General features: G+C 43.4%; 22 protein-coding genes and 1 pseudogene. 16 read left to right on the forward strand and 7 right to left on the reverse strand.

Annotated elements, in window-relative coordinates; genetic code table 11:
• Window positions 1-5 precede the first annotated feature (5 nt).
• Genes ACE3JL_RS19320 through ACE3JL_RS19335 form a run of 4 tightly spaced genes read left to right on the forward strand, consistent with a single transcriptional unit; the run spans window position 6 to window position 2321 of the window.
• Complete coding sequence (locus tag ACE3JL_RS19320) at window positions 6-461, forward strand: DUF29 domain-containing protein (RefSeq protein WP_375328162.1); 456 nt, start codon at window positions 6-8, stop codon at window positions 459-461.
• Between the two features lie 11 nt (window positions 462-472).
• Window positions 473-928 (forward strand): DUF29 domain-containing protein, encoded by a 456-nt coding sequence (locus ACE3JL_RS19325; RefSeq protein ID WP_375328163.1) that lies wholly within the window; start codon window positions 473-475, stop codon window positions 926-928.
• A 12-nt stretch (window positions 929-940) separates the two neighbouring features.
• Complete coding sequence (locus ACE3JL_RS19330) at window positions 941-1399, forward strand: DUF29 domain-containing protein (protein WP_271988852.1); 459 nt, start codon at window positions 941-943, stop codon at window positions 1397-1399.
• A complete protein-coding gene (locus tag ACE3JL_RS19335; RefSeq protein ID WP_271988854.1) occupies window positions 1392-2321 on the forward strand; it encodes a YbhN family protein in 930 nt (309 codons plus the stop codon). Before ACE3JL_RS19330 ends, ACE3JL_RS19335 begins: the two co-directional genes overlap by 8 nt.
• A 416-nt stretch (window positions 2322-2737) precedes the next feature.
• Here the strand turns inward: ACE3JL_RS19335 and ACE3JL_RS19340 are convergent, their stop codons facing one another.
• The 4 genes from ACE3JL_RS19340 to ACE3JL_RS19355 all read right to left on the reverse strand — a co-directional run bounded on the left by ACE3JL_RS19340 (window position 2738) and on the right by ACE3JL_RS19355 (window position 6379).
• The gene (locus tag ACE3JL_RS19340) at window positions 2738-4528 is read right to left on the reverse strand and encodes an SUMF1/EgtB/PvdO family nonheme iron enzyme (RefSeq protein ID WP_271988855.1); all 1791 of its coding nucleotides are present in this window, start codon (window positions 4526-4528) and stop codon (window positions 2738-2740) included.
• A 255-nt stretch (window positions 4529-4783) separates the two neighbouring features.
• Window positions 4784-5464, reverse strand: a complete 681-nt coding sequence (locus ACE3JL_RS19345; RefSeq protein ID WP_375328164.1) for a response regulator transcription factor — start codon at window positions 5462-5464, stop codon at window positions 4784-4786.
• Window positions 5465-5565: 101 nt separating this feature from the next.
• Window positions 5566-6021, reverse strand: a complete 456-nt coding sequence (locus ACE3JL_RS19350; protein ID WP_271988857.1) for a ferredoxin — start codon at window positions 6019-6021, stop codon at window positions 5566-5568.
• 55 nt (window positions 6022-6076) lie between these two features.
• Window positions 6077-6379 carry a hypothetical protein gene (locus ACE3JL_RS19355; RefSeq protein ID WP_271988858.1) on the reverse strand — a complete coding sequence of 101 codons (303 nt, stop codon included), beginning with the start codon at window positions 6377-6379 and terminating at the stop codon, window positions 6077-6079.
• Window positions 6380-6494: 115 nt separating this feature from the next.
• Here ACE3JL_RS19355 and ACE3JL_RS19360 point away from each other — a divergent pair, with 115 nt between their 5' ends.
• The 5 genes from ACE3JL_RS19360 to ACE3JL_RS19380 all read left to right on the forward strand — a co-directional run bounded on the left by ACE3JL_RS19360 (window position 6495) and on the right by ACE3JL_RS19380 (window position 10610).
• A complete protein-coding gene (locus tag ACE3JL_RS19360) occupies window positions 6495-6896 on the forward strand; it encodes an Npun_F0494 family protein (protein ID WP_271988867.1) in 402 nt (133 codons plus the stop codon).
• A 69-nt stretch (window positions 6897-6965) separates the two neighbouring features.
• The gene (gene cobQ / locus ACE3JL_RS19365) at window positions 6966-8441 is read left to right on the forward strand and encodes a cobyric acid synthase CobQ (protein ID WP_375328165.1); all 1476 of its coding nucleotides are present in this window, start codon (window positions 6966-6968) and stop codon (window positions 8439-8441) included.
• Between the two features lie 9 nt (window positions 8442-8450).
• The gene (locus ACE3JL_RS19370; RefSeq protein WP_002746667.1) at window positions 8451-8690 is read left to right on the forward strand and encodes a 2Fe-2S iron-sulfur cluster-binding protein; all 240 of its coding nucleotides are present in this window, start codon (window positions 8451-8453) and stop codon (window positions 8688-8690) included.
• A gap of 287 nt (window positions 8691-8977) precedes the next feature.
• Window positions 8978-9499: a class I SAM-dependent methyltransferase gene (locus tag ACE3JL_RS19375; protein WP_375328166.1), complete on the forward strand. Its 522-nt coding sequence runs from the start codon at window positions 8978-8980 to the stop codon at window positions 9497-9499.
• 298 nt (window positions 9500-9797) lie between these two features.
• Complete coding sequence (locus tag ACE3JL_RS19380) at window positions 9798-10610, forward strand: hypothetical protein (RefSeq protein WP_375328167.1); 813 nt, start codon at window positions 9798-9800, stop codon at window positions 10608-10610.
• Between the two features lie 377 nt (window positions 10611-10987).
• Here ACE3JL_RS19380 and ACE3JL_RS19385 read toward each other — a convergent pair whose 3' ends face one another.
• Window positions 10988-11698, reverse strand: coding sequence for a cytochrome b/b6 domain-containing protein (locus tag ACE3JL_RS19385; protein WP_375328168.1), 711 nt, complete (start codon window positions 11696-11698; stop codon window positions 10988-10990).
• A gap of 45 nt (window positions 11699-11743) precedes the next feature.
• On the opposite strand from ACE3JL_RS19385, the gene ACE3JL_RS19390 reads away from it, so the two are divergent.
• Complete coding sequence (locus ACE3JL_RS19390) at window positions 11744-12484, forward strand: TIGR00297 family protein (RefSeq protein WP_375328169.1); 741 nt, start codon at window positions 11744-11746, stop codon at window positions 12482-12484.
• Window positions 12485-12520: 36 nt separating this feature from the next.
• Window positions 12521-13576, forward strand: coding sequence for an amino acid ABC transporter substrate-binding protein (locus tag ACE3JL_RS19395; RefSeq protein WP_375328170.1), 1056 nt, complete (start codon window positions 12521-12523; stop codon window positions 13574-13576).
• 2 nt (window positions 13577-13578) lie between these two features.
• On the opposite strand, the gene ACE3JL_RS19400 is transcribed toward ACE3JL_RS19395, so the two are convergent.
• Window positions 13579-14466 carry a lipid kinase gene (locus ACE3JL_RS19400; RefSeq protein WP_375328171.1) on the reverse strand — a complete coding sequence of 296 codons (888 nt, stop codon included), beginning with the start codon at window positions 14464-14466 and terminating at the stop codon, window positions 13579-13581.
• A gap of 255 nt (window positions 14467-14721) precedes the next feature.
• Here ACE3JL_RS19400 and ACE3JL_RS19405 point away from each other — a divergent pair, with 255 nt between their 5' ends.
• Both ACE3JL_RS19405 and ACE3JL_RS19410 read left to right on the forward strand, forming a co-directional pair.
• A complete protein-coding gene (locus ACE3JL_RS19405; RefSeq protein ID WP_375328172.1) occupies window positions 14722-15480 on the forward strand; it encodes a sulfite exporter TauE/SafE family protein in 759 nt (252 codons plus the stop codon).
• A gap of 34 nt (window positions 15481-15514) precedes the next feature.
• Window positions 15515-15583: pseudogene (locus ACE3JL_RS19410) on the forward strand (PEP-CTERM sorting domain-containing protein); the annotation flags it as partial.
• 133 nt (window positions 15584-15716) lie between these two features.
• On the opposite strand, the gene ACE3JL_RS19415 reads toward ACE3JL_RS19410, so the two are convergent.
• The gene (locus tag ACE3JL_RS19415) at window positions 15717-17060 is read right to left on the reverse strand and encodes a chloride channel protein (RefSeq protein ID WP_375328173.1); all 1344 of its coding nucleotides are present in this window, start codon (window positions 17058-17060) and stop codon (window positions 15717-15719) included.
• Window positions 17061-18392: 1332 nt separating this feature from the next.
• Between ACE3JL_RS19415 and ACE3JL_RS19420 the strand changes: the two genes are divergently transcribed.
• The 3 genes from ACE3JL_RS19420 to ACE3JL_RS19430 all read left to right on the forward strand — a co-directional run bounded on the left by ACE3JL_RS19420 (window position 18393) and on the right by ACE3JL_RS19430 (window position 21363).
• Complete coding sequence (locus tag ACE3JL_RS19420) at window positions 18393-19541, forward strand: Re/Si-specific NAD(P)(+) transhydrogenase subunit alpha (RefSeq protein WP_375328174.1); 1149 nt, start codon at window positions 18393-18395, stop codon at window positions 19539-19541.
• Window positions 19542-19660: 119 nt separating this feature from the next.
• A complete protein-coding gene (locus ACE3JL_RS19425; RefSeq protein WP_002785583.1) occupies window positions 19661-19957 on the forward strand; it encodes an NAD(P) transhydrogenase subunit alpha in 297 nt (98 codons plus the stop codon).
• The gene (locus ACE3JL_RS19430; RefSeq protein ID WP_002733654.1) at window positions 19954-21363 is read left to right on the forward strand and encodes an NAD(P)(+) transhydrogenase (Re/Si-specific) subunit beta; all 1410 of its coding nucleotides are present in this window, start codon (window positions 19954-19956) and stop codon (window positions 21361-21363) included. The genes ACE3JL_RS19425 and ACE3JL_RS19430 overlap by 4 nt, the downstream gene beginning before the upstream one ends.
• Window positions 21364-21395 lie beyond the last annotated feature (32 nt).

Genomic DNA, 21395 nt, shown 5'->3' on the forward strand with positions numbered 1-21395 from the left:
AAAAAATGACTGTTATTCCCGACTTAAAAACTCTCTACGAAATTGATGATTCTCTTTGGTTAGAAGAAACCATCGAACTTTTGAAAGCGAGAAAATTTGACGCTTTAGACTTAGAAAACTTAATCGAGGAGTTAGAAGATTTGGGAAACGAAAAAAAGTTTCGTGTTGCTAGTTTTTTTCAGCAAATTATTCGTCATGCTTTGTTACTGCAATTTTGGACAAGGGAAAGAGAATATAATCAAAGTCATTGGCAAGCAGAACTAGTAAATTTTCAAGATCAATTAAATACCTACCTAACGGCAAGTTTACGGAAATATTTAGAACAAGAATTTGATAATATTTATCAGAAAGCACTCCGTTATGTGAGAAAAAAGACCAACAATCAAGTCAACTTTCCTGATATTTGTCCCTACAGTTTAGAAGAACTTCTCGATTCTAATTGGCTACCATCTTACGAATAAAGGAGATAAAAATGACTGTTATTCCCGACTTAAAAACTCTCTACGAAATTGATGATTCTCTTTGGTTAGAAGAAACTATAGAACTTTTGAAAGCGAGAAGATTTGACGCTTTAGATTTAGAAAACTTAATCGAGGAGTTAGAAGATTTGGGAAACGAAAAAAAGTTTCGGGTTGCTAGTTTTTTACAGCAAATTATTAGACATTGTTTATTATTACAATTTTGGACAAGGGAAAGAGAATATAATCAAGCTCATTGGCAAGCAGAGATAGTGAGTTTTAAAGATAAACTAAAACGTTATTTAACCACAAATCTTCGTAAATATCTGGAGCAAGAGTTTGATAATATCTATGAAGATGCAGTGCGATACATTCGTCAAAAAACTGATAATCAAGTTAACTTTCCCGATACTTGTCCCTACAGTTTAGCAGAACTTCTCGATCCTAATTGGCTACCACCTTACGAATAAAGGAGATAAAAAATGACTGTTATTCCCGACTTAAAAACTCTCTACGAAATTGATGATTATCTTTGGTTAGAAGAAACTATAGAACTGCTCAAGGCTAAAAATCTTGCATCGCTAGACTTAGAAAACTTAATTGAGGAGTTAGAAGATTTGGGAAACGAAAAAAAGTTTCGTGTTGCTAGTTTTTTACAGCAAATTATTAGACATTGTTTATTATTACAATTTTGGCAAGATGAAAGAACATATAATCGTAGTCATTTGCGCTCAGAAACTGTCAATTTCAAAAACCAGATCGATACTTATTTAACTACTAATCTCCGCAATTATCTCAGTCAAGAATTACCTCGCATTTATCAGAAAACCTTAAATTATGTTAGAGAAAAAACCGATAATCAAGTTAGTTTTCCTCAGAAATGTCCCTACAGTTTAGAAAACCTGCTCGCTCTCGATTGGTTTCCTCCAGAAAATGAATAAAGGAAAAAATGAAATGCTGAAAAAGTTTCTACGTTGGCTGATTATTGGGGGAACCTTATTTTTTGTTCTCAGTAATCTTAAAAATAACTGGGATAACGTCACCTCAGTTAGAATTGAAAATCACGGTTGGTTATTTCTTTTCTTGGCACTTGTAACCACAGTTATCGCTCAAATTTGGGCAGGATGGGTGTGGACATGGATACTCAAAAGCTATCAACAACCGATTAAAACCTCCGCAGGAATTGGGATCTATATGATTACCAATTTAGGAAAATATCTACCCGGTAATATCGGACACTTTTATGCTCGCATTGTGGCAATTAATAAAGCAGGAAGTGATTGGGGAACCGCTAGTTTAAGCGTTTTATTAGAACTTTTATTGCTGGTGTGTGCAGCCTTAGCCATAGCAGTTATTGGTAGTGGTTTAGGTTGGATGAAATCTAGCGCCAGTCTAGGGATACAGATATTAGTTTTAGGATTGATTTTAATCGGCATTCATCCCAAATTTTTAAATTATCCTCTCAAAATCCTTAGCCAAAAGAAAAAGATTACTCAAGAACCTGTTTATTTAACTAGATATCCTCTCGTCCCTCTCTTGGGTGAAACCGGATTTTTATTGTGGCGCGGTGCAGGTTTTATTTTAGCTTGGATGGTATTAAAAATGATTACTCCCGCTCAGATTTTACCCCTCTTAGGAACCTTTAGTTTTGCTTGGTTATTGGGTTTAGTTGTCCCCGGAGCGCCGGGAGGATTAGGAGTGTTTGAGGTCACAGCGATCGCACTTTTAGACACAGAGAAATTTCCCGCCGCTAACGTACTTGTCACCGTTGCTATCTATCGTTTAATTAGCATTGTCTCCGAAGTGATTGCCGCTGGAATCGGGACAAAATTAGTTAAAGATAAAGCCAAGTTTTTTGGCTAGCTTAAGAATATTATTCCTAGACAGCAATTCTCATTTTAAGGTTTCATGACATTAAAACCCTTGCACCCAGAGGGGTTAATAATTCTTAACGAATCTCTAGATCGCTGAAACAACGCAAAATCGTTTCAAAATGAGAATTGCTGATTCCTAGACTTCCCTGTTGACAAAAGGCCATAACCTGTGCTACAGCAGGGATTAAGAGAATTTCCAGCGCCCCATTACAGGGTACAAATCAGGCAAGCACCCGATAAATCTAACGCATGATTGTTGCGGTTCAGATGTTGAAAAAAGCTTCCTTGTACCGATTCTTGGGGTAAGGGTTTAGGTTGTTTCTCACTCTTTATCTAGGGTTGGCTGAATAATCGACCCACCTAGCGGCGGGAAAAAGAGGAAAATTGAAAAAAGGGTAAAAAAGGTTACAGAGTCCTCCCAGCACCGCACACCACCCGAAAACTGAAGCTATCGTTGATGTAGTCGGGATAGCCCCTGTTGCGATCAGCAGAACGACAGCTACTAGGGTAGTCAAACCAAGAACCGCCCCGCAGACACTTGGGAGATTGAGAGCGATTATCATTATCGATAAGCCACGCTGATCCATCCTCGGTTGCTCCAATATAGTTATTATGCCAATCGTCTTGGCACCACTCCCAAACATTGCCACTCATGTCATGGAGTCCCCAAGCATTGGGTTTTTTCTGGCCCACAGGATGAGTTGTCTGCTGAGAATTTCCGCTATACCAAACGTAATCTCCTAACTGATTGGCATCATCACCGAAATAAAAGCGCGTGGTTGTCCCCGCTCTACAAGCATATTCCCATTCCGCTTCCGTCGGTAGGCGATAGATTTTCCCTGTTATTTGACTTAATTTCTTACAAAAAGCTCGAGCATCTCTCCAACTAACCATTTCCACTGGATTTTGCGGATTATTTTCAAAATGAGAGGGATTGGTTCCCATTACCGCTTTATATTGTGCCTGAGTCACTGGATATTTCCCGATCGCAAAACTGTTGACTTGAACTTGGTGTTGAGGCTTTTCAGAATTGCTGTCAGGAGATCCCATAAGAAATTCACCTGCTGGTAAGTTCACCATCTCCAGTGTTACTCGATTGGGTAATTTTTCGATAAATGAAGTTCTATTGCCTAGTGCTGTCTCTAGTTGAGAAAGGGGAGGAATAGGAGAGTCACCGACTACAGAGGTGGTAAAATTCCCGACTCTCTCGATTACATGGTTATTGATGCGTTGAATGGCGGTTTCCAGTTCGATTTCCTCGTTGGGGATTTCTACTTCCGTCCATTGCCATCCTTCCTGCTCGGCTCGCTCTAATGCGATCGCTAAACGGCCGCGCTTTTCTTCACTGGTGACGAGGAAATTGAGCAAACTAGCCGATAGATTCTCGTTTCTGCCGAAAGAGAGGGCCAATTCGGAACTGAGAATGTTCTGGACGAGGGATTCCACTTCGCTGACACTGCGAGAAAGTTCCCCGTCAATGGTCACTACTCGATCAATTAAGCCCTGAAACTGTCCGATAATTGGTTTTAGGTATTGTTCTAGATTAATGGCTACTTGAGACATTTCGATCGCTTCTTTTTCCAGATTATCTAACTCCAGCTGCAGCTGATACACTTGTTTATAACGGTTCAACTGGCCAGTCATTTTCGAGAAAACCTGTTTGTGTGTATCCTGATCTTCAGCTAATTTCTCGATACTTTCGCCGATTAGGTCGATTTTCTTGAGCATAAGCAAGCTAGAGCGACCAACGAGAATCACGGTCTGCAAAATCTGCTGTTTCTGTAGTCTCAGGGTATCTCGCAGTTCGAGTTCGGCCGATCCGATGCTATTCTCCAAAGATTGGCGTTTTCGCTCTGTTTCCGCCAATTTCTGGCATTTAACCGCCACGGCCTCCTTGATTTCCTCGGTCAGTGACTGGAAAAACCGCCGGTATTCATCCTTATGGTCGGCGAGAAATCTGATTAACTGGTTATAGTCCCCGACTAATCTTTCTAATTCTTGAAAAGTTTCCTCGAAATTGAGGGGTTCTTCTTTTTTACTCAATCCCAGCCATATATTGCGAACCCGTTTCCCGGTTTTAATCAGTTGCTCTCTTTCTTGAATCTGATCCTGCAAAACTAATAAATCGGGGCGATTTAGTTGGGGAAGTTGATAGGTTTTTCGATAAAGCTTGATTTTTGCTGTTTCTTCTGCCATCGCCGTGGTCGCTGAGGATGAGTTTTTTCTATTTTAGCCCGATTTTTGATAACCAAATAGGGCTGGCTGAATAATGGTAAAACCCTTTTAAAATAAGGCTTTTGACCTGTTAAAGTCCGATGTTAGTGCCAGAAAATAGGATTAGGACATTCAAAAACCTTACATTATCCTTATCACAGTACATGAACTCGTACAAAAAAGGAGGGCAACAAAGCCTGAAACTCCTACCCTACCCTAGGTCTTTTTCAGCAAGCTCTAGATAGTCAACAGCTTGTTACTTTCGATCGCCCATTGGGTCAATTCCGTGCGATTATGAAGACCGGTTTTATGGAGCATATTCGACACATGACTTTCGATTGTCCGTTGACTAACATTGAGTTTTGTTGCGATTTCCCGATTAGCCAGTCCCTGGGCGACCAATTGTACTACTTTTAACTCCGTTGGGGTTAATTCCACATTAGCTGGAACCTGAAGAGGGGTGACATACTCGGAATGGCTGCGGGTGATGCGTTTCGGCAACTGGCCCGCTTGTTTGAGGGAAGACTCCACCAGGGCCACTAATTTCTCTGGTTCAAAGGGTTTGACTATATAAAAATCGGCCCTGTTGGTTAAACCTGTTGTCTTGTCCTGACTTTGACCACTAGGGGAGAGAAAAATCACAGGAATGCCACTAAAACGACTGTCCTGACGAATTTTTTCGAGGAAGGCATAACCGTCCATTTCCGGCATGATCAGATCACAGATAATGATATCGGGTATTTCCGATGCTTTGGTAGCATTTGCCCCGCTTTCGAGGATTTCTAGAGCTTCCCGACCGTTTTCTGCGGTTATCACCCTATAACCACGAAACTCTAGATAATCTTTCACCAAAAGTATTAAATTTGGGTCATCGTCGATTAATAAAAGTTGTTTATTGTCTTTGTTGGTCTCTTTCATCGCTATTTTTCTGGGCTGCAGGGTTGGGGGAATGGAGACGGCCAAAGGATCGACAGGCACTCATGCAACAGGTAGTTAGATATGTGCAGTTAATTAGGGTTTCAGCTAGTTTTAACCCTGTTTTCCTCTATTGTTTCGGTTTCTTCTCCTAGACAGTTCAGAGAGATTGCTGGTAAATCGTGGCAAAGGAAAGCATTTTCGGTGACGATTTGATTCCCGATTAGGTGTTCTTGGATAATTCTTTCGATCGCTTCCTTGTTGACCCTTCCATACCAGACTCCTTCCGGGTACACTAATAAAATTGGGCCTTGGCTACAAACCCGCAAACAGTTGGCTTTAGTGCGAAAAATACAGCCCGGACGGTCGGCGCTGGGGCGATCGAGTTCTAATTCACTTAACCGCTTCTTTAGATAATCCCACACTTCTAACCCTTCTTGCTTGTCACAACATTTTGGCTTAGTCTGATCGCAGCAGAGAAATAGATGACGCTGGATCTGGGACAATCCCAACTTAGCGGCATTTTCCCTCAAGATATCTCTAGTGTCTGTTTCTTCCATAAGTTTTTTTTATCAACCAAACTCTTGACATTGAACAGAAAATGTGCATAGCCGACTAAAATTTCGGTTTGAGGATGTAACGATAGATAAGATAAAAAATAGCTGCGAGGATTAAAGCGCTTAAAACTGCGCTAACTAGCCGTAAAATTGCCGTTAAAATCGAAAAAGTCACAAAAACCCCCGCCACTGCCACAACCACCTGTGCTGGTGTGGACAAGCTGCCGTACCAAGTTTTCACTTTTTCAACAGTGGCTGCGAAACTAACCCGGGTATCAACGGGGGGGAAATCGTCGGTTTCAATTTCCACTTCCACTTCTTCTGGGGTATATTTAGTATCGAACGGTTCGGGAGACTTCATAAATACTCAAGCTACTTAACACTTCATCCCTATTTTATCGGTGATTGGGGTTGATAGGGGTTGAGGCCAGATCAATGTAACAATGAGTTTATCAATAGCTAAACGACCGGAATCTATGAGCCTATCGACTCCCACCGTTACCGCCATCAATTATCCTGATGCTACCATCACTAGGGCCGAACGCGCCCTTTGTTGTTCCCCTTTCCGTCTTACTTTATTCGTCGCTATGCTGGAGCAAAGTGTATCACTTTTAAGCATTCCGGGTGCTGGGGGTTTAGAGAAAGGTTATACTTCCAGACTACTGACGGAAGCAGCAGCGGAAAGCTATCTTCTCTGGTTGATTAAAGTGGGAATTTTGCGGCGCGAAGTAGATGGACAGGGGATAACCGATAGTTTTCGTCTCACTCCTTTGGGGAGGAAATTAATAGAAAAATGGCAACCCCAAGGGGACTTTTTCCCTAAACCCAATTTCTGGCAAAGATTTTTCAATACTCTGCAACGTTGGTTTTCTTTTTAATGCTGTTGGGAGTCAGTTATCAGTTATCAGTTATCAGTTAACTGAAAATGCTCAATTAAAAAAAACTAGATGAAAGCAATTATGGTAGTGGGGACGACTTCCCACGCGGGTAAATCTTTTTTAACTGCCGCTTTATGTCGTTTATTCAACCGAAAAGGTTGGCAGGTAACACCCTTTAAAGGTCAGAATATGGCCCTTAATGCCTATGTTACCGCCGGAGGGGGAGAAATGGGTCACGCCCAGGCGGTACAAGCATGGGCCGCGGGGACAATTCCCCGGGTAGAAATGAACCCAATTTTATTAAAACCCCAGGGAAATATGACCTCTCAGGTGATTATTAAAGGTAAGGCTGTTGGTGTCACCACGGCAGTGGATTATTATCAGAATTATTTTGAGCAAGGTTGGCAAGCAATTAAAGAATCTTTAGCTAAATTATCAACAGAATTTGATCTAGTTGTCTGTGAAGGTGCGGGAAGTCCGGCGGAAATAAATCTCAAACATCGGGATTTAACTAATATGCGGGTGGCTAAATATCTCGATGCCGCTACTATTTTAGTGGTGGATATTGATCGCGGGGGGGCTTTTGCTCATGTCGTCGGTACGTTAGAATTATTAGAACCGGAGGAAAGAGCTTTAATTAAAGGTATTGTGATCAATAAATTTCGCGGACAAAAATCTCTCTTAGATTCGGGGATTACTTGGCTAGAAGATTACACAAAAATTCCCGTGTTGGGAGTTCTTCCCTATAGTGATATCTTTTTAAGTGCCGAGGATTCTCTCAGTCTACTTGATCGCCCTGCTCAAAAACCCAAAGCTGAACTAAATATCAGTGTAATTCGTCTGCCTCATATCGCTAATTTTACGGATTTTGACCCTCTCTGTGGTGAAGCAACGGTTAATGTACGTTATCTAGAATTACAGGAATCTTTAGGTGATCCTGATGGGGTAATTATCCCCGGTTCTAAAACCACTGTTGCTGATTTAATTGCTCTTAATCAAAGTGGTATGGCTAATCAATTACAAGCCTATCACCAAAGGGGAGGTATTATCTTTGGCATCTGTGGTGGTTTGCAAATGTTAGGGCGATTAATCCTGGATCCTGATCATCGAGAAGGTCCCGATAGTGAGGCAGCTGGCTTAAATTTACTGCCCTTAAAAACGGTAATTACTGCCGAAAAAATTACCCGTCAACGACAAGTTTTATCTAATTATCCCCAAGGGGGTTTACCAGTAACAGGATACGAAATTCACCAGGGAATAAGCGAATGGGAAAGTGAATCAGGTTATCAAAAAATGTTCGAGGAGGATGCTAGTCTAGGAATTGTTAATGATTCTCTCTCAATTTGGGGCTGTTATTTACATGGTATCTTTGATAATGGTTCTTGGCGAAGAAATTGGCTAAATCATCTGCGTCAGCGTCGCGGTTTATTGTCTTTGCCTACGGGAATTGCTAACTATAGTGAACAAAGGGAAATAACCTTCGATACTATGGCTAATTTATTGGAAGAACATTTAAATCTTAAACCTATTTTTGCTCATTTGTAAGGAGAAATTATGACTATTTCAGTGCGTTTTTTACCAGATGATATTATCATGGAAGCGGAAACGGGAGAACTATTATTAGATGTGGCCAAAAAAGCAGGAATTGACATTCCCACTGGCTGTTTAATGGGTTCCTGTCACGCTTGCGAGGTAGAATTAGATGATGGTACTCAAATCTGTAGTTGTATTACTGGTATCCCCGGCGATCGAGATTCTTTAACTGTTCATTTATACTCCGATCCGCTTTGGTAATTGTTGAGGTTTTCTGATAACAGAGATCAGCTATTAATGGTAAGTTTACGACTTCTGACTAGGAGAACAATGGCTCGGAGAATTTTCACATAAGCGAAGGTTTTTAATTTTTGCAGGATGTCCATTGACAATAGCATATGCGATGTATTGATAAAATGCTATGCTATATCCTATCAATGGGATGTAAGAATAAATTTCACCAAACCCTTGACAAAAGTTACTTTTTGTATTACCCTGCGATAGTGGTGATACCACGAAAAATACTTATATACTAACTATTTTAAGATATGTCAGATTATTATCATTATCAAAATTCTTGCTGTGGGACTGCCCACGCTTATTTGCTCCCCTCTCTAAGTCAGATTTTTGCCGATCTTGCTCCTCCTGAAAAGCGTATTTTTGACCTCGGTTGTGGCAACGGTTCGATCGCTAATTGGTTATCAGAAAAAGGATTTCAAGTCAGTGGCTGCGATCCTTCCGAATCGGGGATAGCAGAGGCAAAAAAAGCCTATCCTGAACTTGATCTATACGTTGGCTCCGCCTATGATGATCTGGCTAGTAAATTTGGTACTTTTCCGCTGCTAATTAGTTTGGAAGTGGTAGAACACGTCTATGCTCCGCGCGATTATGCTAAGAGCGTTTATAATCTGCTGCAACCCGGAGGATATGCGCTGATATCCACTCCCTATCATAGTTATCTCAAAAATTTGGCCCTAGCGGCTACGGGTAAGATGGACGATCATTTTACCGCTCTTTGGGATCACGGACATATTAAATTCTGGTCTGTCAAAACTATCACAAAACTATAGGGCGTTTCACGTTAAGGAGTTATCGACAAATTTTGCCAACAAATAGTTTAAGTCTCTTGCCCATGCCTCATTCCGATGAAAACTGCCCTAATCACACAATAGCGATCTTCTGGTTTCTGTGTGAAAACGAGATCTATGAGATCTATACTGATAGTTTCTTCCGCGCCGCGGCTCCACTGAGCTTCACCGAACGCCAAAATAGTCTTAAAAGTCTTGTCCGGTAAACATTTTGCGTTCCCTAGGCAAAAATTATCACACAAACTCGAGAAGAACCCACAATAAATACAGACAATAGCTTATGAATACATCACGAACAGGTTTTCAAGCTGGTTGGTTAAATTTAGAGCAGGAATTAGTTTTACTTTTAACAGCAACAATTAATATTAAAGGTATGCCGAAAGCCTATCCAACTGTTCCTGAGCAAAGGCAGGAAGATTATTATAATTCCCTGAAGTATTATATTAATTTTCATCCTCGTATCAAAAAAATACTATTTGTGGAAAATTCTGGTTGGCCTCTTGAGCGATTGCAAGAAACGACTCAAGAAAATCCCCATAACAAACAAATTGAATTTATTTCACTAGATGCCAATGATTTTCCTCGTAATTTTGGCAAAGGTTACGGCGAAACCCTATTAATAGAGCAGGGAATTTTAAAATCAGCACTGGTCAAAGAGTCTTCTTATATTGCCAAGATAACTGGTAGAATTTATCTTCTAAATATGACCGATATTTTAGAGAGGGTTAAAAGTCCCTTTGAGTGTTTATGTGATTTTAAATGGCCGATTTGGCAACAATTACAGAACAAACAAAATAATCCTTCCTATGCAGATACTCGTTTTCTTGTCTTTAGCAAATGCTTCTATGAAAGTTACCTGCAGCCGATGCACAAAAATCATCAGCAGGGTTGTTTTTATAGTGAACATCAATATTATCAAGCTATTAATTTAGCATCACAATCGGCTAATGTTTGTAAAAGGTTTCCCGTTGAACCGAAATTTTCTGGTATTGCGGGACATTTTGGGGGAAAAGACTATAATAGTCGTTCCGAACAGTTGAAATACGCAATTCGTGTCTTGACTCGTCAAACTATGTCCTGGCTATATCTGTAAAGGGTCTTGCTTAGGGACGCATAAAAGTCAGTGGAGCCTCAACCACAGAAAAGGTGGCGTTTGACCCCGTTGTGAAGTAGTGAAATTGTCTCGTCGTCAACTGTTGAGTTTTTTAAGTACAGTAATTCTGGCATTTTGCTCCCTTAGCAAAGACGATGATTATTCTCGCTCGTCGGGATCGATAAATCAGTAGCTTATGGACGATTTTGTATAGTAAACTTGGGAGCATCTCACCTTTGTAATCTCTAAATCAGGTTTTTATGTCAAGCTATTTTGAAAGTCTTGCTAGAAAACAGTTTTATGGATAAGTATAATTACTCACTTGCATAAATGAGATGCTCCCGTAAACTTTTCGCTGCTGTTGTTGTCGAAATCGGCTAGGAATAGTCAAACTTGGGAATAATCCAAGCTGCTATAATAGCCAATAAAATAACAATTTCTAAGACTTTATATAAGTTAAGAGATTGTAGCCACTGAAAAGTATTGGCTAGACGCAAACTTAACCCCCATTGACGTAATTGAGATAACCATAATTTCGGGCTATCTTGTTCACGAAAACCCCATTTAAGGATAGACAATAACAGGGGAACTCCCCCCACTTTAGCAGTCATGAGCAGGTGCAGCACCAGACATACTACCATAATTAACCAACTGAGCAAATGGGCATAATACCAAAAGTGATTTAATTCCCCTTCCGGTAGCCATTTGGAATCCATCATCCGGCCACTATACAAAGCAAAAGTTAGGGCAAAAAGAGTCAAAGTATTGACTAAACGATGGAGACTATACCACCAAATCGGCTTACCAAATTGGGTTAATTTGTTAAGAGAATCACTTTGAATTAATCTTTTGTTGCCGCGACGAAAAGCATAGATAGCAAAAACGGGAAAGATAATCAGAGTATAGAGGCCAAAAGTGCCATGAATACTTTCAATTTCTTGATATTCTGGTAGGGGCAGTTTTAACCAACGACCGTCAAAAGTATCATAAGTCCAATAGGCCGTAACCATGGCGGCAATGAGGACAATTCCCGTTAATCCGTGCAGAATTCGCAGTAAAAGAGGTTGATAGGGTTGATTAGTTTTCATCGACTCGATCGATACAATGGGGGAGGTAAACTTTGTCTAGATACTATGTTAACTAATCCTTGGCTCGTCGCTGTTCTTCTCAATACCGTCCTCCTCGGAATCGCTGCAATTGCCCCAAAAAAGCTCTTAACTCGGATGGGTTATCTCCATGCTTGGGTTTTAGGGGTAATTGTCTGGGGAAGCTTGGGATGGCGCGGTTATCTAATTGTTTTATTCTATTTCCTCGTCGGTTCTACTGTCACCCGCATCGGTTTAGCGCGCAAGGAAGCGGAGGGAATCGCCGAAAAAAGAGCGGGGGTACGCGGTCCAGAAAATGTCTGGGGTTCCGCTTTAGCGGGGGCAATTTGCGCTATCCTCAGTCTTTTTGCCGCTTCTCCCTGGGATTACCTCTTAATACTCGCTTATGTGGCTAGTTTTAGCACCAAATTAGCCGATACTACTGCCAGTGAGGTGGGTAAAGCTTACGGTAAAACTACTTATCTGATTACTAATTTTAAATCCGTCCCCCGGGGAACAGAAGGTGCTGTTAGTTTGGAAGGAACGCTCGCCGGTTTGCTGGCAGCCACGGCGATTTCCCTGTTAGCATGGGCTATCGGTGCGATCGATCTTCTTGGTGTGTTATGGTGTGTAATTGCGGCATTTATCGCTACCAATATCGAAAGTCTCATCGGCGCTACCCTACAAACCCGCTTTCTGTGGTTAACTAATGAATTGGTCAATGTAATCAATACGGTTATCGGTGCGATCGTGGCTATACTGTTAAGCTTGCTCTGGTCTTTCCGCTAAAATTAAGTGACTAAAAAAATTTTTCAGAGAATATCTATGCTAAAGTGGCGTTTTTGTGCATTGTCCCTGTTTTTACTGCTAATTACTGCCTGTGGGACGGAAAATCAACCTAATTCTAGTTCTAACACCGCAAGTAGTCCCGATGCGGGCCGCTTGCAAACGGTGAAAAATCGCGATAAGTTAATTTGTGGCATTAACGGAGAAGTGCCGGGGTTTAGCTTTGTTAATGAAAAGGGCGAATATTCCGGCTTAGATGTGCAAATTTGCCGAGCTATTGCCGCAGCTATCTTTGATGATACCGCCAAAGTCGAATATCGTAAACTTAGTCCCCAAGAGAGATTTACTGCCGTACAGACGGGAGAAGTGGACATTCTCAGTCGCAACACCACCTGGACGATTAACCGGGATACCGCTCTGGGGATGGAGTTTATCACCCCGGTTTTCTATGATGGTCAGGGAATTATGGCCACAAAAGCCAGTAATATTAAGAAATTAGAAGATTTAAGCGGAAAGTCCATTTGTGTGCTATCGGGAACCACCACAGAACAAAATCTGGCCGATGCCATGGCAAAAGCGGGAGTTCAAGGTTATAAACCGATCGTTTCCGATGATGTGGAGGCCTTATATACAGCTTATCAGGCGGGGCGCTGTCAGGCTGTCACCTCCGATCGCTCCCAATTGGTGGCCCGGCGCTCGGTTTTTCCCCGACCGCAGGATCATCAATTATTAGAAGTGGTAATATCGAAGGAACCCTTGGCCCCGGCCGTGGCCGATGGTGATCCCGCTTGGTCGAATGCCGTCCGCTCGATCATTTTTAGTTTAATTCAAGGGGAAGAATTCGGGATTAACTCCCAAAATATTGGCACTTTTGCCGATAGCAAAGACCCCAGTATTCGGCGCTTTTTGGGTATTGATGAGAAGTTAGGCGAAGATATGGGTTTACCCAATGATTTTGCCCAAAGAGTCTTAAAACAGGTGGGTAATTACGGTGAAATCTATGATCGTGAAATCGGTAAACCCCTGCAACTCGATCGAGGTTTAAATAATCTTTGGACAAAGGGGGGTTTATTGTATTCTCCTCCTTTTCGTTAGTTTTAAGATTGTGTTTCCTGACGGGGAATATAGACCCCTATGGCCGCTGGAATAACTCGAAATATGGCGGGAGTAGTGCTAGTAATTTCGCCATCGGTGTTGATACTATGGGGTTTACGAGTCTCAATTTGAATTTCTTTCCCCTTAAGAGTTCTCACCCAAGATAATAAACCCTGTTGTCCTCGCGGTAATGTCCATAAAAGCGGGAAAATTTGCCACCAGTGTTCAATTTCTAGGCTATATAAATCTAACCTTTGATCGTCGATTTGGGCATCATGAGCGATTGGCATTCCTCCCCCATAATAACGACCATTTCCGATCGCTATTTGTAGGGTTTTAACTTTGATATTTTGGCCATCAACACCGATCATAGCGGTAAAAGGACGGGTTTTACTTAATACCTGTAAGGCTGTCCAAGCATAGGCCAAAATTCCCAAACGTCGCTTTAAACCCTTGCTCAGTTTTTGGGTAATTTTCACACTTAATCCCAAACTAGCCACGTTGAAAAAGTATTTATTATTTACCCAACCTAGATCGATATATTTTAAATTACCTTCGGCAATAATTCGACAGGCTTCGGCAATAGAATTCGGTATCCCTAAAGTCCGGGCTAAATCATTAGCTGTTCCCAGAGGTATAATGCCTAGGGGCAGTCGAGTTTCTACCAACACATCCGCCATAGCATTAAGAGTACCATCGCCACCACCGACAATAACTAAATCAATATTAGAGCGATATTTTTCCAGCAAAAAAGGTATATCTTCTACCTTTTTCAAAGGGACGCTGATAATTTCAAAATCCCAATGATTGAGCAGATCAACAGTTTGAGCAAAGTTTTCTTTACCCTTGCGCGAATGACGATTAATTAGTAGTAAAGCTCTTTTAGTCATAGGTCAGTTTCTCAGCAGTGCAAGGATAAAGGTTCTGTAATTAGGAGTTGCTGAATAAATGTGAAATATAGACGAGGTAAGGGTTTTAGTAGCTGGTTTTGCGAAACAGGTGCCAGTCCTGTAGGGGCGAAGCATTCGGGCATCAACTATCGCTGAAACCGTAGATTTTCTATCTAAATGCTTTGCTCTTACTTTTTCAGTAAGTCCTATGTATAATAGCAAATTCAGACCCTTCAAGGCCATGAACCGAAGATAATGGCAGACAATTACTTAATTTTACTGATAACGGGCGTTTTTTCAGGCTTATTAGCGGGTTTATTCGGTATTGGGGGTGGCACTATCTCCGTGGCGATCCTGTTAAATTTGGGCTACAGTTACGGAGAATCGGTGGCTACCAGCAGTTTAGCGATCGTTTTTACTTCCCTAGGGGGTACGATCCAAAATTGGCGATTAGGTTCCCTCAAATGGCAGCGAGTTCTCCTCTTAGGTTTACCCGGGATTTTTACGGCATTTATCGGAGTCTATCTGGTTAAATATAGCCCGAAATACATCCTAGAAGCGGCTTTTGGTTGTTTTTTACTGTTCAATATCTATTTAACCAACCTCAAGCAGAATTTAAGCCAAAAAGAGCCAGTTTCTGCCATTAGATTGCATCCTAATCTAGCCCGTCTGCTAACCGGAGGAATCGCCGGATTTCTAGCTGGTATTTTCGGAATTGGCGGTGGGGCGATCATGGTGCCACTACAGATGATTTTTTTGGCAGAAAAGATCAAAATCGCCATTGTCACCAGTTTAGGTGTGGTTTTACTCAATTCGATCGCTGCCTGTTTCGCTCATGCCCAAGCCGGTTATATTCTTTATCTACAAGGGATTATTTTAGGTATCGGTGGTTCCCTAGGTGTACAAGTAACCACTCGTTTTTTACCGAAATTACCCGATCAATTGGTGCGGATCACTTTTTATATTTTTCTGCTACTGATGGCCATTTATTTCTTCATCCGCGCCTGCTCTTAGACCGCATCAACGGACTGGTTAATTTCTAACCCCAGAACCAGATACTCTTTTAGACTTATTAGCGGTGGGTTCTCTGGGTGTATTGGCTCGCAAACGGCAATAAATGACCAATTCCTATGGTAAGGAAGGTTTAAAAGCCTTCCTTTTTGGTTAGGGGGCGATATAGTCTTATGTCTCTTTTTGTATTGTAAAGTATATTTACCCCAGACAAGAGATTAGTCCCCTGACAGCGACTTCTAGCGGAACATTGCGCGGAGGGAACTGGAGAGTTGATTGGCTGCCCGTGCGGCCACCAATCCCGAAAGGGCGGCGACCACTACTGTGGCAAGGCAGGTTAGCTGGGCTGCCCCCGGTCCACCCACCCCCAGCACCATGGCCATGGCGGTCAGAGGTAGGCGATAGCCGCCAGCAATACCAGCCGCTGCCCCCGCTGCCCCCGCCAGATCCCCCGAAATTTCAAAGGTGGTGGCGAACACCCGGCCACTGAGGTCGCCGATCGCCAGAAAAGGGACAAACACACCGCCACAGCCCCCAGCTAAAACCGCAGCGGTAGTGGCCGCAGCCCGGAGCAGAGCTACTGCCAACAGATGGTAAGGAGTTGTTTCAATGTTTTCAGCCCAGTCGATAGCGGCTCTCCCTGGCCCAAAAGCTGCTGCTGGAGTCGCCACCTGCCCGATCACGATCGCCAAGAACAGCATCATCAGGCCACCGATGAGAAGACGAGTGGCGGGCTTGTCCCGCAAGCCTCTAGCCCAGTAGATCGCCTCCCCAGTGAGGGCTGTAATCATGCCAGCGATCGCTCCGATCAATAAAGTGGCACCCACCGCATCCCAGAAGTCAGTCGGGGCAACCTGCGGCACCACCAGCCGGATTAGTTGCAGTTTAAAGGCAACGTTGACTCTCCATCCCACCAGTCCCCCTGCTAACATCGCCGCTGCCCGCTCCGGGGTGAGCGGAACCTGACGTCGCTGACTCAACTCAAACATAAAGAAGCTGCCCACCAGAGGGATTCCCATCAGGGCAGAAACACTGGCCGCACCGCCGCCGATGGCCAGGGGCCGCACCAGTTGGCCTAGGGCTGGATTTATACTACCCAACCAGGTCCCTGTTGCCACGCCAATATGAGCCGCCGGTGATTCTGTTCCCATGGGCGCACCCAGTCCAACAGTGGAGAGGATGGCTAGGGCCCGCAAGGGGGCTAGATTCCAGGGGAAGCGCTCTTCCGCGCCAGATGCGTTCACCACGTCACCGGTCAGATCGGCGCGCGCAATGTCATGGGGGAAGGAGTACCAGTCCATGAGAGAACTCCAGCGGCCAGAGGCAGTGGCCTCCCGGGGAGCTAAGGTCTGCACGGGTTGGCCCCTACCCAGTCCAAACAGGACTAGCACTGCTAAGGTAACGCCCACCAGAGGCAGCAGCAGTAGCCAGACGTTGCCTAGGCCTGAGGCAATCCCGAGGGTTTGTTTAATTGCCTCAGTCAGCAGTACCGCAGCCAGAGAGCCGATCAAACCGCCGATCAGACCAGCAACGGCCCATGTGCCTACCCTGGTTAACAGAAGTTGTAGTTTGTTATTTAGCATCGCGCAAAGTAAAGTTAAACTTTTATCGTCACTTATAGCAATTTTATTTGAGTCGTCAACCAAAACACCCTGAAAGCTTTGTCTAGTAAAGATACTATTTTACAACCGACATTCCGCAAATCTTCATATATTTGGCTCTCTTGGATTTGGTGGGTAAAATGTATTCTAAGATACAGTCTGGCTGGCGCAGGAGTGAAAGGAACCACGGAGACACAGAGGACACAAAGATTGATCGATCATATTGTAAGTTAAACTTATCACACAGAACCTAAAAGAGCCTATATTTTTATATGTTTTTACATTTCCCAAGATGTTTTTACGAAAAACTGTCATTGTAGAAACGTATCCGCTCAATAAGTAGGGGTAATAGAGAAAAAAAGTAAGCAAGGGACACGCGATATAATAGAATATGACAGATGACGCAAAAACTAGATTCGAGCAAGAAATCAGGAGAACATATACTGCAAACCATCGAGCCAAAAGGGATTGCAGACTAACCAATGGGTCGGACAGTAGAAATATTACTGAACTTAAGAGAGGAACTACAAGCAGAAGTTAAAGAATTACGAGCATAAAATCAACAGTTAAAAAACGAAAACAACCGTCTCAAAAGAGAACAAGTTAAGCCAGGCATCAAAGCCAACAAGAAAGGGTTTCCCAACAATCAGTCTTCAGAGAAAGAGCGAAAAACTCCAAAAAAGCACAATAAAGACAGTAAGAACGGGACTATAAAAATAGATAGAGAAGAAATCGTAAAATACCCCCAAGATAAACTGCCATCAGATCCAGAGTTTAGCTGCCACTTAAGTCAGTAGGTAATTGAATACAGTCAATTTTCGCCATATTTAACACTCTACTTTCATTTGATGTTTTTAGTCTATCCGACTGACATAAAAATAACATTGGGATTGACTATCAATATGTTCTTTAATTAATTCTTCATTGTTTTATTTATTAAATGCTAGTTACTAGACGGTAAACAACGGATATTGAGAAATAGCTTACAGCCTTTTTTATAAAGATGAAGTATAAACTGACTTGGTATCTACGACCTAAGACCATCTACTTTTAACCGTTTCGACATTACTCAGAACGAAAACTTCGTACCTCATTATTAGGAAAAAGTCCCAAGCAATGCCGCTCAAAACCCTTTAATTCTGAAGATAATCCTAAGATTTAGCCCGAAAAAGAGCTAGAAAGGTGAGGATAGCTAGGATAGAAGTGAAAAGCAATTTTGACTCGAAATTATCCCAGGGGATTGATCGCATTTAACGAAACCCTTACCCTAATAGCATAAGACAAGAGAAGGACTTATTAAGGAGAAACCCAGCCATGAAAATCGGCGTAATCAAAGAAAGTGACCAAGGCGAGGCGCGGGTGGCGCTAGTGCCGGATACCGTCGCCCGTTTAGTCAAGGCGGGATTTGAGGTAATTGTCGAAAATGGGGCGGGAATTAGTGCCAACTTTGCCGATAGTGCCTATAGTGCCGTGGGAGCCGCCCTGAGCGAAAACAGCGAATATATCTATGAAACTGCCGATATTATTCTCAAAGTCGTCCCTCCTAGCGATAGCGAGATCGATCGCCTGAAAAATGGTGGTATCCTCATCGGCTTTCTCGATCCCCTGCGTCAACCCCGGCGCATTGCCAAATTAGCCGATCGCGGGATCACCGCTTTGAGCATGGAATTAATTCCCCGCAGTAGTCGCGCCCAGAGTATGGATGCCCTCTCCTCTCAGGCTAACCTCGCCGGTTACAAAGCGGTACTCCTCGCCGCCGTGCAGCTGCCGAAAATGTTCCCGATGATGACTACCGCCGCCGGTACGATCGCCCCAGCCAAAGTGCTGGTATTGGGGGCAGGAGTTGCCGGATTGCAAGCTTGCGCTACCGCCCGCCGTTTGGGGGCAGTGGTGGAGGCTTTTGATATTCGTCCCCAAGTCAAAGAAGAAGTGCAGAGTGTCGGGGCGAAATTTATTGAAATGCCCCTAGAAGAAGATACCGTCGCCGATAACGGTTACGCCAAAGAGGTTTCTCTTAGCACACAGGAGCGCATTTGTCAAGCCCTAGCCGAACCAATTAAGCGGGCTGATGTGGTGATCACCACCGCCCAAGTACCGGGGAAACAGGCCCCGCTGCTAGTCACCAAAGAAATGATCGCCACCATGAAAGCGGGGGCGGTAATCGTTGATTTAGCGGCGGAACAGGGCGGAAATTGCGCCTACACCCAACCGGGACGAGAAATCATCGAAAATGGGGTAAAAATCGTTGGAGCCGTTAATCTTCCTGCCACAGTGGCCACCAATGCCAGCCAGATGTACGCCAAAAACCTGCAAATGCTGCTACAGCTTTTAGTCAGCAAAGAGGGCAGTTTAAACCTCGATTTTGCCGATGACATCATTGATAGTGCCTGTGTCACCCACGCTGGCGAAATCCGCAACCAACGCATTAAATCCGCCCTCAGTGAACAGTTATCCGCTTTTTAGCTATCAGGAGTCGGTCGTCAGGAGTCAGCTTTGTTCTCCCCACTTCATAATTCATAATTCCTACTTCCCCACTTCCCCAATCCCCAATCCCCAAACCCCATCCCATTTTTACTTAACCAATGACTGCCCAACTTTTAACCGCTTTAGTGGTATTTGTCCTCGCTTCCTTTGTCGGTTTCGAGGTAATCAATAAAGTCCCTCCCACTCTCCATACACCCCTGATGTCGGGAGCGAATGCAATTTCAGGTATCGCCGTTGTCGGTGCGCTCCTCATCGCCGGAGGCACGGATTGGCACCAATTAACCGTAATTTTAGGGTTAATTGCCGTTATTTTGGCGATGGTTAACGTGGTCGGTGGTTTTGTCGTTACCGATCGAATGCTGCAAATGTTCAAGAAAAAAGAGGCTAAATCATGAATAATGCCCTGATCACAGGGATCGAGTTATCCTATCTACTCGCCGCCATTTTATTTATCATCGGTCTTAAACAATTATCTTCCCCCGCTACCGCCCGTCAAGGCAATTTTCTGGCTGCCATCGGGATGCTAATCGCCGTTATTGCCACCTTAATCAATCAAGAAATCCTCAGTTATGGTTTAATCGCCGTAGCGTTGGTGATTGGTTCAATTATCGGCTTAGTTTCGGCGCAAAAAGTCCCGATGACAGCTATGCCCCAAATGGTGGCGATTTTTAACGGTTTAGGCGGTGCTGCCAGTGCTTTAATTGCCATGGGCGAATACTGGCGTTTACTGCAAAGTGGTGAAAATATTGCCTTTGACTCGATACTGATCGCTATTTTGGGTATATTGATCGGCGGTGTCACTTTTACCGGTAGTGTCCTCGCTTTTGCCAAATTACAGGAATTAATCAGTGGCGCACCCGTAACTTTTCCTTTCCAGCAACCCTTTAACATTCTCTTGCTACTCACCTTTTTAGGTGGTAGTGTCTATCTCTTTTTTAATCCCACCTCGATCGATGTTTTCCTGACTTTGGTGGGACTTTCCTTAATTTTCGGGGCTTTATTCGTGCTTCCCATCGGCGGCGGCGATATGCCCGTAGTTATCTCCCTCTTAAACTCTTTTTCGGGACTTGCCGCCAGCGTAGTCGGTTTTATCCTGATGAATAGTATGTTGATCATCGCCGGTGCTTTGGTGGGTGCGTCGGGGATTATCCTGACTCAGATCATGTGTAAAGCCATGAATCGATCGCTGGCTAGTGTACTATTTGGGGCATTTGGTACCGGTGCTAGTGCCGGAGGTGAAGCGAGCGCCACTTCTAGCCTTGATAAATCGGTTCATGCGATCGATTCAGAAGAAGGGGCAATGATGCTCGGTTATGCGCGTTCTGTGGTGATTGTACCAGGTTACGGCATGGCAGTGGCCCAAGCACAACACGCAGTGCGAGAATTGGCTGAACAGTTGGAAAAAAATGGCGTTGAGGTTAAATATGCTATTCACCCCGTGGCCGGAAGAATGCCAGGACACATGAATGTATTATTGGCCGAAGCTAATGTTCCCTATCCGCAACTCTACGATATGGATGATATTAATCCTGAGTTTGAGCGCGTCGATGTGGCGTTAATTATTGGGGCAAATGATGTGGTTAATCCCGCTGCCCGTCACGATAAAGCTAGTCCGATTTATGGAATGCCGATTCTCGACGTGGATAAGGCACAGCACACGATCGTGATTAAGCGCAGTATGCGATCGGGTTTTGCCGGGGTAGAAAACGAATTATTCTACAATCCTAAAACTTTTATGCTCTTTGGTAGCGCTCAAGATGTGGTAGCACAATTAGTATCACAAGTCAAGGATTTGTCATAATTCTTAACAAATAGGACGGGGTGAAAACCCCG

It is taken from the genome of Microcystis sp. BLCC-F210, assembly GCF_042134685.1.
Lineage (GTDB): Bacteria > Cyanobacteriota > Cyanobacteriia > Cyanobacteriales > Microcystaceae > Microcystis > Microcystis aeruginosa_D.